This is a genomic window from Schlesneria sp., assembly GCF_036405755.1.
GTDB classification, from domain to species: Bacteria; Planctomycetota; Planctomycetia; order Planctomycetales; family Planctomycetaceae; genus Schlesneria; species Schlesneria sphaerica.
This window is the reverse complement of record NZ_DASWWZ010000620.1, coordinates 1-13,795: the sequence shown is the minus strand read 5'-3', so window position 1 is coordinate 13,795 and position 13,795 is coordinate 1. Positions and strand designations below refer to the sequence as shown.

The 13,795-nt window shown below is 55.9% G+C and carries 11 protein-coding genes; 5 read left to right on the top strand and 6 right to left on the bottom strand.

All coding sequences use genetic code 11. The features are described 5' to 3' along the window. Both hisC and hisB read left to right on the top strand, forming a co-directional pair. A partial coding sequence (gene hisC, locus VGE80_RS20520; RefSeq protein WP_440593958.1) for a histidinol-phosphate transaminase occupies positions 1-988 on the top strand: 988 nt, incomplete at its 5' end. Positions 989-1,039: 51 nt separating this feature from the next. After that, on the top strand, positions 1,040-1,627 hold the full coding sequence (hisB, locus tag VGE80_RS20515) for an imidazoleglycerol-phosphate dehydratase HisB (protein WP_373651650.1): 588 nt from the start codon (positions 1,040-1,042) through the stop codon (positions 1,625-1,627). 185 nt (positions 1,628-1,812) lie between these two features. On the opposite strand, the gene VGE80_RS20510 is transcribed toward hisB, so the two are convergent. Continuing rightward, positions 1,813-3,387 carry a tetratricopeptide repeat protein gene (locus VGE80_RS20510; protein ID WP_440593957.1) on the bottom strand — a complete coding sequence of 525 codons (1,575 nt, stop codon included), beginning with the start codon at positions 3,385-3,387 and terminating at the stop codon, positions 1,813-1,815. Positions 3,388-3,841: 454 nt separating this feature from the next. On the opposite strand from VGE80_RS20510, the gene VGE80_RS20505 reads away from it, so the two are divergent. Then, positions 3,842-4,375 carry a hypothetical protein gene (locus VGE80_RS20505; protein ID WP_440593956.1) on the top strand — a complete coding sequence of 178 codons (534 nt, stop codon included), beginning with the start codon at positions 3,842-3,844 and terminating at the stop codon, positions 4,373-4,375. Between the two features lie 204 nt (positions 4,376-4,579). On the opposite strand, the gene VGE80_RS20500 is transcribed toward VGE80_RS20505, so the two are convergent. Then, positions 4,580-5,497 carry a DUF1559 domain-containing protein gene (locus VGE80_RS20500; RefSeq protein ID WP_373651653.1) on the bottom strand — a complete coding sequence of 306 codons (918 nt, stop codon included), beginning with the start codon at positions 5,495-5,497 and terminating at the stop codon, positions 4,580-4,582. Positions 5,498-6,456: 959 nt separating this feature from the next. After that, positions 6,457-6,705: a hypothetical protein gene (locus VGE80_RS20495; protein WP_373651654.1), complete on the bottom strand. Its 249-nt coding sequence runs from the start codon at positions 6,703-6,705 to the stop codon at positions 6,457-6,459. 312 nt (positions 6,706-7,017) lie between these two features. Between VGE80_RS20495 and VGE80_RS20490 the strand changes: the two genes are divergently transcribed. Together VGE80_RS20490 and VGE80_RS20485 are read left to right on the top strand one after the other, a co-directional pair. Continuing rightward, positions 7,018-7,440 carry a DoxX family protein gene (locus tag VGE80_RS20490; protein ID WP_373651655.1) on the top strand — a complete coding sequence of 141 codons (423 nt, stop codon included), beginning with the start codon at positions 7,018-7,020 and terminating at the stop codon, positions 7,438-7,440. Between the two features lie 249 nt (positions 7,441-7,689). Beyond that, a complete protein-coding gene (locus VGE80_RS20485) occupies positions 7,690-8,787 on the top strand; it encodes an SPFH domain-containing protein (protein WP_440593955.1) in 1,098 nt (365 codons plus the stop codon). A 226-nt stretch (positions 8,788-9,013) separates the two neighbouring features. On the opposite strand, the gene VGE80_RS20480 is transcribed toward VGE80_RS20485, so the two are convergent. The 3 genes from VGE80_RS20480 to VGE80_RS20470 form a co-directional block, all read right to left on the bottom strand. Continuing rightward, complete coding sequence (locus VGE80_RS20480; RefSeq protein ID WP_440593954.1) at positions 9,014-10,822, bottom strand: sodium:solute symporter family transporter; 1,809 nt, start codon at positions 10,820-10,822, stop codon at positions 9,014-9,016. A 223-nt stretch (positions 10,823-11,045) separates the two neighbouring features. Continuing rightward, positions 11,046-11,321 (bottom strand): DUF997 family protein, encoded by a 276-nt coding sequence (locus tag VGE80_RS20475; protein ID WP_397570360.1) that lies wholly within the window; start codon positions 11,319-11,321, stop codon positions 11,046-11,048. Positions 11,322-12,010: 689 nt separating this feature from the next. After that, positions 12,011-13,687, bottom strand: a complete 1,677-nt coding sequence (locus VGE80_RS20470) for a sodium-dependent transporter (protein WP_440593953.1) — start codon at positions 13,685-13,687, stop codon at positions 12,011-12,013. Between the last annotated feature and the right edge of the window lie 108 nt (positions 13,688-13,795).

Here is a 13,795-nt window from a genome sequence, read left to right as displayed (position 1 = left end):
CAACGAGAACCCCTATCCGCCATCACCGCGGGTTCTCGAAGCCATCAACGAAGCGGCACGCGGGCGATTGAATCTGTATCCGGACCCGCACGGGACCAGGTTCCGGAAGGCGGCGGCCGAGGTTCTGGACGTCGATCCCGACTGGATCCTGCCAGGAAATGGCAGCGACGAGGTCCTGACGATTCTGACTCGATCCTTCGCCGGGACGAATGATCAGATTGCCTTCCCGTACCCCAGCTACATCCTTTACGAAACGCTGGCCGACCTTCAGGGGGCTCGGCATGTGCGACTTCCACTCGAACCGGACTGGTCGTGGAATTTCGAAAAGGTCATGCCAATTGTCGAGCAGTGCAAGCTGGTCTTCATTCCGAATCCCAATTCGCCGTCAGGCAATCGCTGGACCTGGGATGATCTGGTGTCGCTCACTCCGCGGCAGGGTGTTCTGGTCCTGGACGAAGCCTATGGAGATTTCGCCGATCACCCACACCGGGGCGAACTGCTGAACAGCACCATCGGGACGCGACTGGTGATTACCCGCACGTTCAGCAAAAGCTACAGCCTGGCGGGGATTCGATTCGGGTTCGCGATGGCACACCCTTCCATCATTTCGGGTCTGCGAAAGATGAAGGACAGCTACAACTGCGACGCGATCTCGCTGGCCGCAGCCACGGCCGCCATCCAAGACCAGGAGTGGATGCAGTCCAACGTCGCCCGGATTCGTACGACGCGCGAGCGTCTTAACACGGCTCTTGCGTCTCTTGGGTTCCACGTCGTCCCCAGTCAGACCAACTTCGTCTGGGCAACGCATCCCTCGGGGGAACATAAGCGGCTGTACGAAGCCCTGAAGGCGAAGAAAATTCTGGTCCGCTACATGACGTTTCCTGACGTTTCCTGGGCCAATGCTCAAACGCTCGATGGGCTGCGGATCACGATCGGGACCGACGACGAGATCGAACTGCTGATTCGTGCTCTGACGGAAATCGTTTGATTCATTTTCGTATCTTCCGCTGACTTTTACAGACTTTCCGGACAATGACCCATGACGCGCATTGCGACCATTCAACGCAAAACGGCCGAGACCGACATTCAACTTTCGCTGAACCTGAATGGCAGCGGAAAAGCCAAGATTGAGTCGGGGGTCGGTTTCCTGGATCACATGCTGACGCTGTTTGCCAAGCACGGCCAGTTCGATCTGGAAGTCGCGGCCATCGGCGATCTGCATATCGACGACCATCATACGACGGAAGATGTCGGTATCTGCCTGGGCAAGGCCCTCGCGCAGGCGGCTGGTGATAAACATGGACTCACCCGCTATGGTTCGATGACGCTCCCCATGGAAGAGACGCTGGTCACATCCGCTCTCGACTTAAGCGGTCGCGTCAAGTTTATCTACAAGGTTGAGTTCCCGACGGAGAAGATTGGGCAGTTCGACACAGAACTCGTAGAAGAGTTCTGGCAGGCGGTGGCATCGAACGCCCTGATGAACCTCCATCTCGTTCTCCATCACGGGACCAATAGTCACCACATCGCCGAGGCAATTTTCAAAGCGACAGCCCGAGCCCTGCGCCAAGCCACCACAGTCGACCCTCGCCAGACCGGAGTTCCCTCGTCGAAGGGAACTCTGTAATCGTCTCGTGCAACGATGCTGTTCAAGGGGGGAACGCCCCAGGCAGGCTCCACTTGCGGGGTTACCGCAGTTGCTGAGGGGAACCCCGGGGCAACGGCATCGGATACGAATGTGAGTAAAAGAAAAAGGGCAGGGGGATTCCAGTGGATCGACCCTGCCCTTCGTTCATAGATTGGTGAGCCAAACTATTTGGATTTCGCTTCGGTCCAGCGTTTGACTCGCAGCGCGTTCGCGACTCGATAGGGATCGTCGGACGATGTTCGATCAAATGTGGCAATCGCATCGGCATACTGGCCCAGTTCGGCGTGACTTTGAGCCAGCAGCGTTCGTGCGGGGAAGAACCATTTTCCCTTGCGGTCATACTTCTTGATGTAGTCGGTCAGCAGCTCGACTGCCGTTGCGTACTCACCCAGTTCGTACTTGCAGAGTGCGGTCCAGTAGAAGGCATTTTCGGAAGCCATTTTGTTCACGACTTCGACGTCGGGCGGGTTCCGCTCGACTTCAAGATGCCGGATTCTCAGATAGCGAGCAGTCGCCTCAGCGAACTTACCGAGCAGGTGATCTGATCGATAACGCTGGAACTTCCGCTCAGGCGTGCCGATCGTGAACTTGCCATCTTCGTGAAAATCGACGGGAATGGGGACGCTGAACGGTACCGTTAGCCGGTTCCATTCCAGTTGCTTCTCCTCGGCAATTTTCTTCATTTCTTCAGCCTGCTGACGCGGATATGGCCAGAGCTTCAGACTGTCGACGGACCAGTTACCCGCCTTGGCGACTCGTTGCAGCAAGCCCGTCCGGCCAGCTTCATCGCTCAGCGGATCGTACAGAATGCATAAGTCGCTTGGGGGAAGAACCTGTTCCAGGTCATGCATCCGTCGGCACCAGAACTCCATGCCGGTCATCACATAAACCGTGGCATCGCGTAGTTCATCTGCGGTCAGTCTGTAAGGGTCTTTGATGGCCATCTGCTGAAGCCAGTCGGGATGTTCGAGGATTTCGGCCAAGGTCGCGACCGAATCACGGGCAGTGTCCTCTCCTCTTCCAATAGGAAGTCCCAGTTGAAGGTCGAAGAGATAGACCTTGCCGTCGAGAATGACACCCAGCAACCACTTGTCGCTCGTCGACCTGGTGTCGGAACTGGCTCGCAGCACGATGGTGTCGATTCGCATCTGACGGAAAATCTCGGCACAGACCCATGCCCGATCCTCGGCGGAGCCGAGCCCTAACTGCATCACAAGGTACGGCTGCATCTGCAGCTCGATGTCGTCATCCTTCCAGAGGGCAACGTTACGACAGACGAATTCGACGATCGCCACAACTTTTTGCAGTTCCGACTGGCCTCGGTCAGACAAGTATCCTGCCAGCACGCGATGGAACATGGCATCCCGTACGTGTTGTGCGTCGATGGCGTCAAATTTTGCCTGATTCAGCCGTTCTTCCTCTTCAGGCTGGACCCAGCCGGACGGAGTGGTCACGGGTACGGATTGTTCAGCAGCAGGCTCTTTTTCGGCTCGCTTGTACCGCCATGAATTGAGCAGACTGACTGGCTTATCGGTGGCGGCATTGATTCCGAAGTTTTCCGGCCGAAGCTGATGGACGGCACTGGTCAGAACGTCGTCAGAGGAGGCTGTCGAAGCACCATCCTTTTTGCCATTCCCCGAAGAATCGACTCCTGAAAAAGGAGCCTTCACGACGCGCGGCCCACAACCTGGAAGTAACAGTAGCAATAGAATCAGGCAGAGAGAGTTCAACGAACGCATGTCACCGGCTCGAAAGTGGGAAAACGATCACGACTCTGACATATACGCCGAGCCGATCAAAAGCGTTGAATGACAATCGGAAACCCATCGACGGGATTCCCGTTCAGGCACGCAACTGGCAGGGCAGCAACGGAACAGAGAGGGTAGCCGGGAGGGATAAACAACGCAAATCTGCGTCGCAGTCTTTACTTCTGTCGAATTGGACCTGATGGTGCTCCAACCCGTTTTCCCCGACGATCGTACCGAAGGGGTGAGACTCAAGTTGTGAAAAAGTCCGCCAGATTCGAAAAGCCAACGAATACCGTCAGCCTGAGGCCTCTTCCTAACAGCATCCGTATCGTGCGAAAAGAAGGTCGCAAAGTCTGTGACGGTCTTGGGGGCAGGGGTTGCCCATTCTCAGTCTGTCGGGGATATTCGATTTCTTTTACGACTTTGAGCCCCAAGGTGGCGATGAATGGCAACAGAGAGCTCCCTGCCGCGGAAAGGGAAAGCAGGACAGATCACGTTCGTGGTAGCCTGTCTGATCGCGCTAATCTGGTTCCGAAGTGTATACGTTTATAACGTGATCAATATTCCTCTTGGCTCTGACGAGTACTTTCAAATTCACTCCGCCAGCCAGTGCATCACTTTCAGTCGACTGTCACTGACCCGGATCGGCGATCAGGCCGATGGCCGACTGCGATCCTGGGGATCGGGGCGCGTTCGTCCGAATGTCGCAGGAGCAAGGACGTGGGCCCAACTTGACATTGGAGACGCAGAGTTTCAGGTCGAAAACCCGGGCAAGCCGTTCGGTACGGCCAGCTTCAACTGTTCTCTCCGCACGTCAGATGGAACCTACCGCGGAATCTTCTCGTCACGCGCGTTCCCTTATTGGGCTTTCGTGCTGCCGCTGATGCTGTTCGCGGGGTATTTCTTCTACAGAGAATACAGAAATTCAGCTCCGGCTCTGCCTCTACCGCGTCAGAAAAAGCAGCGTAAAAAAAAGTAGTGCCTGTGATCCGAGCACTCGCCCGGGAGTCACTTCGAATGATCGCCGTCACCCCCATCGATTGCCAATTTGAATCTGTCATATGCCTCGCGTGCTGCTCAAGACGTCGACGGCGATGATATTCTGATCACCGCCGTCGATCCCGCAGAAACTCGTCGTCTCTACTATCGCAAATTCGAGAGAAGTATTCGTCTCGATTTCCAATTAAAACTCGCCAATAATTTCTCCCGAAGCACGCGACGCCAGGCCCTGGTAGATCCTCAGATCGATACTGTTACTGATGAATCGAACGGAACCATCGCCCAGAACGAACTGTGCACCACCGACGTGATAGCTGGCGAATTCGTCAATGTGGATCAGATCACGATTCGGGGTGATATCGGTGTCCCCCAGGATTCGAACGATCGGATTCTCACCCCCACTCACAACTCCCGTCCACGTATAAAGCCATCCATCGCCCGGCCGGGAAAGCCGTTCGCCCACCATCAGCGTGTTGCTCAGACCATCCGTCACGTCGACAAACCGAACGACGCTGTTCAAATAGAATAGTCCGTCGCTGCGGCACGGAAGTCCCGGAGCCAGCCCGTTGCAGAAATCGATTTCATCTGACCCGAACACGCCCGAGTATGTTGCTCCAGCGATTTCCGTGAGCGGCGTTTGTGTTCCTGCTGAGGTTATCGTCCATGCTCGCGGTCCAATATCAGAGGGACAGCGGTAGACGGCGACCGAATTCGATCGGGGAGCAGCATTGCCTGGTGCGAGGATTGACTGATCGAAATTGATGGCATTGAAGAGTGGGGACTGATCGAGCTGCGGCAGCAGTCGCGCCGCCCAACTCCAGCCGTTCACTCCTTGGACATCAACCTGGTTTGAAGTGACGCCCACCCATCCCGGGGGAATTGCCTGAAAGTTGTCGTGGTAGTTGTGAAGTGCCAGCCCAATCTGGCGGAGCTGGCTTTTGCATTGAGTTCTTCGTGCGGCTTCTCTTGCCTGTTGAACTGCGGGTAGAAGCAGGGCGATCAGCGCTGCGATAATCGCGATCACCACGAGCAACTCAATCAACGTGAAGGCTTGCCTGGCAGATCGACGAATGAGACGAGACTTTTGCTTATTGAAAAACATGAGAAGGTATCCTTCATGAAAAACAGGTAGACGTTCGACGCATCCCTGGATCAAGCGAGATGGCGCTGTTATGCGGATGCACGCGGGTTTTGACTCGGTGAGTCCGTAGCGGTGCACTGGTTCGTAGAGCTGTCTATGTCCGTCCGTGCCGGAGTGCAGCCATGACCAACCGTGCAACGACCCAGCTACGGCGACCGAAAGTCGATCTGGATGTTCAATCGACTGGGTTGGCGATCTGGACCACGTCCCGAGAAACGGACGACCGCGTTAAGCGAGCAGCGATATTGCACTCCGGGGGGAGATGCACGCCTCTCACCGAGGAATAAACACCCCGCGGACGACGGGATTTGCGATTAGATCTGCCAGCGACAAAGCGCGATCGAGACAGATCGCGCGCAAGGATGCGGCAGTACGCAGTTGCATTCCGTGAACGGCGACGACAACGGTGTGGTAAGACCGAGCTGCAGGCGGGGATCACGGAGAACGAATTGAAGCGCCAGACCATCCAGTCCTGTATAGCGCATTGCGCTGATTGCACAATCACCGAAGAGGGAGTCATTCAATTCGCACGGTACCGATGGATCTTCCGTCCTGATCGGTCCCCGGTCGATATCGTCGTTGGGACGGACACCCAGCAAGACAATGTGCCAGGCATGTCCCTCGGAAAGACTCTGAATCGGCGTGCCGCGACACTCCCCATCCAGGTCCGGACAAAGGACTGGAAAGTGCAATGCGTGCAGTATCAGTATCCAACCGATGAAGTATCTCAACGTGACGTCTGCTCCTGCGCCGATCTTAGACCTTCGCCTGTTTCGGAGGCAAGGGTTGGTGTGGTTACCGATTTCGTCATGGAGACACGTTGCTGCGCCGATCCCTCCCGCAGCAGAAACGAAATGGCTGTCGAAGTTGCTCCTGTCTTGCAGTAATTGAGAAAACACCCCTGCGAGAGGTTCTGGCAGTCACGACTCGATTTCGCACAGTCGTCCGGGTGCGGTGACATTTTCGAGCAGCATCCCGATCGTGGCCCTCTGTTGCGGATCGGGATTTGGAACTACTACGTGATTGGGAATCTGAACACAGTCGTCCGGAGCGTAGAACTGGTCACTGGCAAAGAGCGTGTCGGCAAGGGCCGCCGCAACCGCTTCCTCCGCAGTTCTTCCTGCGTAGACAGTTCGATCATCGACCCGGTAGGCATGGAATTCTGTCACAGTGACGGCCTTTCTCGTGATTGGTAATGCATCTTTTTCAGAGTGCATAATCTCCTGCAAGTGGCACGCCACGAGTGCCAGGAGTTACCCTGCCATGCTGTCGAGCAGAACCATGGCGCCGAGTGGAAGGCATTTTAGACAAGACTCGAGTCCTCCTCCGCCGGTGCGAGTCGCAGACGCTCCACGCGAATCCGCTCGACTATCGGATCAAATTGAAAAGCGTTAAAACGGGACGCGCGCTCTGGACTAAGAACTGAGTCCAAGTCAGTAAACAGTCGACCTCGACTCATAACACTCTACAGGCGAATCAGCATGCCCTCCAAAGCACAACGGATCACAGGTTGGATTCTGACGGGACTGGTAGGACTGTTCGTAATTGGAGCCAGTGGAGTTCCGAAGTTCATCGATTTCCCCGGCAAGAACGAGATGATGGACAAGCTGGGAATTCCGTTGCCACTGCTTCCTGCGATTGGCACCCTCGAAATTGCGGTGACATTGATTTATCTCATCCCTCGCACGTCATTTCTCGGTGCGATTTTGTTAACCGGCTACCTGGGGGGAGCAGTGTTCACGCACGTTCGCGTTGGTGACGCCTGGTTCTTTCCGGTCATCATTGGCGTGCTGGCATGGCTTGGCCTGGCACTTCGTCAGCCGCTCATCTTTGGACTGGTCCAGCATGCGACCTGCGTTTCCTGCACGACGCCCAGGGACGGGGAATCTCCGCCGACCACCTGATCTGGCGGCTGCGACTTCATGATGACTTCCCCGACCGGGCTTGCGCCGCAGAGGCCGATGTCGCCATCAATGTGCTTCTGAAGAGGTTCCTCCAGAAGTACCAGACAAACTCGCAGTCATTTTGCAACCGGCAAAGCGAACATGGAACCATCGTTGGCCCTTCGGTAATTGTGGTCACTTGAGGCACACCATCCGCCTTGTAGAATTATCGAAACACGTCTTGATCACTCATCTGTAGAAAGAAATCACATGGGACTGTTCGGCAAGCTGCGCGGCGAGTTAATCGACATCGTCGAATGGATTGACGATAGCCGGAATACGCTTGTCTGGCGTTTCCCCCGCTACCAGAACGAAATCAAGCAGGGAGCACAGTTAATCGTTCGCCCCGGTCAACTCGCGATCTTTGTCCTGCATGGCAAAGTAGCCGACGTGTTCGAACCGGGTACACATACCCTCAATACTCAAAACCTGCCGATCCTCAGCACAATCGCCGGATGGAAGTACGGCTTCAATAGCCCGATCAAGTCTGAGGTCTATTTCGTGACGACGCGACAGATCACGGATCTGAAGTGGGGCACACCCAATCCGATCATGTTGCGTGACCCGGAATTCGGACCAATCCGCCTGCGTGCTTTCGGTGTCTATGCCCTCAAGGCCGTGGATCCCAAGGCGTTGCTGACAGAACTCATCGGCACCGATGGTATTGTCGAGACGGATGAAGTCTCTGAACTGATGCGGTCAATCATCGCGTCAGCCATGGCGGACATGCTGGCTGAAAAGCAGGTGGCGGCTCTGGATCTGGCATCGAAGTACAACGAGTTCTCTGAGCAACTGCGAGCCTATGTGCAGGAACGCATCGACGACGAGTACGGTCTGGCGATTCCTCAGTTAATTATCGTCAACATCTCACTTCCTGAGGCGGTAGAACGTGCTCTGGACACGCGGACGAGTATGGGTGTCCTGGGAGACATGACCCGGTTTCAGCAGTACTCGCTCGGTGAAGCCATGCGGGAATCGGCAAAGAACGGCGGCGGAGGCGAAGGTCTCGGACTGGGCATGGGGGTCGCCATGGCAGGTCGGATGATGAGTACTCCGGGCATCGGCATGCCCGCCGGCGCCGCAGCCAGTCCACCACCGCTTCCTGCCTGGCACGTGGCGGTCAATGGGCAGGCTCAAGGGCCGTTCCCATCCGAGCAGGTTCAACAAGGGATCGCCGCAGGCCGAATTACCGCGGAAACACTCCTGTGGGCTCCGCAACTCAGCGGATGGACAGCGGCCGCCCTCATCCCCGAATGGGCCGGGAGCTTCCAGAAAACTGCGACACCCCCTCCATTGCCGCCGCAGTAAAACTTGGAATTGAATCGCTTAGATCACTGGGGAATACGTGACGGGGGACGACGATCTGTCGTCCCCCGTCGTTTTGACGCATGCAATCTCGAGTTGATCTGATCTTGCCATCCGCGGATGGACGTGATTCTCGCGAGCCTACGACATGGTGCCGTGATCAGGGCCAGTAAGAGCCATTGCACGACGGGGGCACACATCTGCCCACGTCGTGCATCATGCTGATAACTTAGACGGAACCCGTTGCAGGGGCGGCAATCGTTTCAGTACTCGCCTTCGTCGGCTGGACGTCGAAGAAGCGTGAAACCCGTTCGGCGGAGGGAGGAGTTGTCATGAGACTGACGACAATCCCCGTTACCGCCGAGGCGAAAATACTCCAGACGATGGGATCAATTCCCCACACGTAATAGGGGCGGAACAGACCGGGAAGTCCGATCTTCGGATCAGGGCCGAGAATCGAGAGCGCCAGCTTGGCGAGGGAGTTATCTCCTGCAGCCGATGCCCAGTTTTGAATCCAGCCCGCTGAGAACAGACCGAAGTACAGCAGGAAGCCAACCAGCATTCCTGACAGCATTCCTGCGGCACTCGTTCTGCGCCAGTAGCAGGCCATGAGGATTGGGGCGAGGAACGAGGCACCTCCGCCTGATCCACTGACGATCACCAGAGCCTGCAGATATTTCGGAGGATCAATGTTGGCGATGATCGCGATGGCACCGACTGCCAGCATCGACAGATTGGTCGCTCGGCGGACCTGGGCTTCTGTCGCGATGGGGTTAATGAAGCGAACGTAAATGTCCTGCACCAACCCCGATGAAATCACCAGGATGAAGCAGCTTACGGACGCCATGATGGCACCAAAAGGTGCTGCCAGGATCAGGCCGCTCAGGAATGATCCCAGTGGCAACCCGTCTGTGACCAGCATCGACATTCGCGGAATCACTTCATCGGGTTTGTCGAGATTCGGCAGCATCGTTCGCGCTGCAATACAGGTCATTACGAGCGGGATGTAAATCAGACAGTTGTAGAAGCTGAGCAGTGCGATGGATTTTCTCATCACCTCGGTGCTTTCGGCCGCCATCACGCGGACCATACTGGCAGGTGAGACCATGCCAGCGAAGACCCAGATAAAGAACATGGAGAGGGCAAGACCCGGCGTCAGGAATTGACGTCCATCGGTACTGTGCCCCGGGCCAAAGGCGATCTCCGGCGAGGTGTTGACGATCGCCGTTTTGGTGGCCTGTTCCAGCCCTCCGGCCATCGGAACGGCGAGGCAGACTAGAATCATTACGCCGATCACCATCATCACGCTCTGGAAAAGGTCGGTCCAGACAGAAGCAAGGAACCCGCCGATCAGCGTGTATCCCACCACGGTTACGGTAAAGACCACCAGTCCGATGTAATACTTTTTGTCAATCGGCTTGGATGCAGGCTTTGCAACGGCTTGGCTTTCCACGGCGGCATCACCTTCAGCGCCCTCCGCCGTCGGTGGGGCCGCTTGTGTCGGAGCGGCAGCAGGTTCGTAATCTTCCGAAAGTGCCAGGACACCCGAACCGGGCCAGGCATGCTTCATGATGGTGGCACCCGCTTTGAACTGAGCGAACATGGTGAACGACATGAAGGTGATGATCATGATCGACGAGACCAGACCGATCCGTGCGTCACCGAAACGCTCTCTCAGTAAGTCCGGTACCGTGAACGAATCGGTCATGCGGCTGAGCTGAGCCAGTCGCTTACCGACGACAGCAAATCCCATCAGCGGAACGATCATATAACTGCCGATCCACAGCAGCACGATCCAGCCGTGGCTGTACGCCAGGGCGGGGAATCCCATGAAAGTTCCCCCGCTTTGGACGGTCGCCGTCAGGGCGAGGGCCCACGCCCCCAGGCCGCGGTTCCCCAGAAAGAATCCCGTCAGAAATTCTTTCTTCTCCATCGCCTTCTGTGCCAGGGTTCCCAGCCAGACCGAAGCGGCGATGAACAGTAGCAGCGCCAGCAGGACACTGTATCCGGGGTCAATGAGATCGGTTGCTGCAATCATTTGACAGTTGATTACCTAAACTTGTGAGGGGCGATATCCAGGACCATCCTCTTCGCTCAAAGTCACAGCACCGATGCTTATTCTGAAGGATCGGTCTGAAATTCTCGCGGCTGGCCGGACAGAAAGATGGAATACAAAACGAGAGCAGAGAGCCGCATTCGCAGGGCAGGACCTTCACCTGAAACGAGTCCGGTAAGGGATGCCCGAATGCGTTGCCGATGTGCTACCCGTTGCCGCTTTCGGGCAACGCGTCGTCAGTCATGAAGAGGAAGGCAAACAACGTCGAAATGATCGTGCAGACGCCCCATGGAAGCACAATGCCCCAGAACACCCAGTCCGGGAATCCCATGACGTATGTCAGAGTCTCGGGATCGCGGCTATACCCGTAAGTAAAACAGTATCCCAGTGAGAAGATGGTCGCGGCCAGCCAGATGGCAAAGGCCGCAATGGCTTCACGTCGGGCTGCTTTCAACAGTGGTAGTTCTTGGTGTTCAGACACGTGCAGATTGTTCCTTTAAAATCGCCGCCGGACCATCGACCACGGCGAGCGAAATGAGATTGTCATCGGGATATCGATCGAGCTTAGCATTTCAATTCGCCTCTTGCCGCGAGCCTTTGTACCCCTTCAGCGAGATTCAAAAGCGACTCATGCAAGGTTAGTGCCAATCCGTTTGATTGCCTCGCAGTATGCTGATCCCATTCGAAGCAGACCGTACTACAGATCCGTTCGTGTCGGAGGTCCTCCCCCGGAAGGGCGAGGCTTACCGATCCCCCACGCGAACCACCGTCTCTCGTGTTTCCCCTCCACTCATTCCATGCTGCAGTTCAAAACTCAAACTGTCGATGTCCTTGTCCACCGCTTCAATCTCAAACGCCGGATGGCCGACGTCACCCCCTTGTCGATTCGGAGTTCAGGCAAGGGCGATACAAGTCGGGCAGCCAGCCGTGTATGTACCGGGCATCGCGTTTCACCAAACCGTTGCCGGAAGTCGTACTCTGGATCGCCTTGTGAGCGACTTTATGGCGAACCCTGACCATCGGGCGTCACCGTCTCAATCTGAGTCCTGTTTCAGTCATTCGATTCGGACGTTTCAAGACATTTTGAGCACATCAGTTTGCAGAAACAGTACAGCGTACATGCCAGAATCAGCGACCAGGCACTCAGCATAAAAATCCAGGCCATCATCGTCATGTTGTGATTGTCCTCTCTTCCGCCGACCGTCGCTTCCAGGCGATCCAGACGAGAGCTCCGAATCCCGCAAAGGATGCCAGCATCATCAGACGATCTGCCGTCCGCGCAATTTTCAGATTCTTGTCGAACGTGAGTTCCTCAGGAGTCGCGTCTGGTTTCAGTTCGACGTCCCGATGGAGGAGTTTGCCCACCATACTGTCGCTGGCCCATTCGAATTTCTCTGGGGAAGACGTTCCGAGCGACTGCACATATTTGTCCCAGCCACAGCTCGGTTTAAACGTCGAAGCCAGCAGGATGACGATCAGCAGGGTGGGGGTGACATATTTCATCACCCAGAAGAAGAAGCGGGGGACTTTCAGATCCGCCCCTCGCATCATTTCCGCCCAGCCTTTTTCGACTCCGAATACCCACGAAAACAAGACGGCTTCGCCGACTGCCATCAGGACAAGGCAATACGTCCCACCCCAGAAATCGAACTCATCAAAAAAACTCTGCGAGTTGAAAATGGCAACCGGGATGGCCATAGGCAGCAGCATGCCTGCGAACGCCAGAGCACTTTTGGCACGACTGAGTCGGAACTCCTGCTGAAGGAATGCCATGATGGGTTGTCCCATGGCCAGCGAACTTGTGATTGCTGCGAAGAACAACAGACCGAACCACAAAAATCCCGCCGCAGGGGCCAGGGCGCCCCAATGGTTGAACAGTGTCGGAAACACGTTGAAGCCAAGTCCAAACCCGGATCCGCTGGCGACTTTTTGTTGAACTTCCGCGAGTCCCAGGTAGGCCACCGCAATCGGAATCAGAATGGATCCCCCCAGAATCACTTCACAGAATTCATTCGTCCAAGCGCCCGTCGCACCGTTCAACGTGACGTCGTCGTCTTTTCGGAGGTATGACGAGTAGCAATGCATCGTCCCCATGCCGATCGAAAGCGTGAAGAAAATCTGCCCTGCCGCGGCTAACCAGACGCTGGGGTTGGTCAACGAATCAAATTTGGGTTCCCACACATAGTTCAATCCGACCAGTGCGCTTTCGACTGCGTGCGGGTCGGATTCTGGGGTGATCATGAGTCCCCGAATTGCCAGCAGGGTCGCGAAGAGAATGAGAACGGGCATACCGATCTTCGATACGATCTCGATCCCTCTTGCGAGTCCGCGTGACAAGATCGCGATGTTGATGATGATACAGGCCGCGAAGAAGATCATCCCGACAGGGCTGATTGCCAGGATTGAATTGGGGGTATGCCCGGTCAGCCAGTCGAAATATTTTTCAGGGCTCGTCTCTTTGAACCCGTTCATCAGTGAATAGCCGGCGTAGGCCATGCACCAGGATTCAATGTAGAGATAAAAAGCGGCGATGATCAGGTTCGACCACAGCCCGAAGATTCCGAAGTACTTCCAGAATCGCCGCTTCCCCATGGAGTCGAAGATCCCGGGCGTCGAATGGTGACCAAACTGGCCACCATATCGACCCATAGTCCACTCGATCCACATCAGTGGTAGACCCAGCACCAGAAACGCAACCATGTAAGGGATCAGGAATGCGCCACCGCCATTCTTGACGGCCTGGGCGGGAAATCTGAGAAAGTTTCCCAGTCCAACGGCGTTTCCCGCCATGGCGAGAACCAATCCTATTCGAGATGCCCACTGCTCACGTTTCGGTTCACCGCTCATCAACGTCCTCAGTCCTGTACGACGGCTTCTTCTTTAACAACTTTTTGACTTGAACGGTGACGCCACCATTCCCAGACCGGCGGAGCCACTGAGAGAAGCACGATCGCC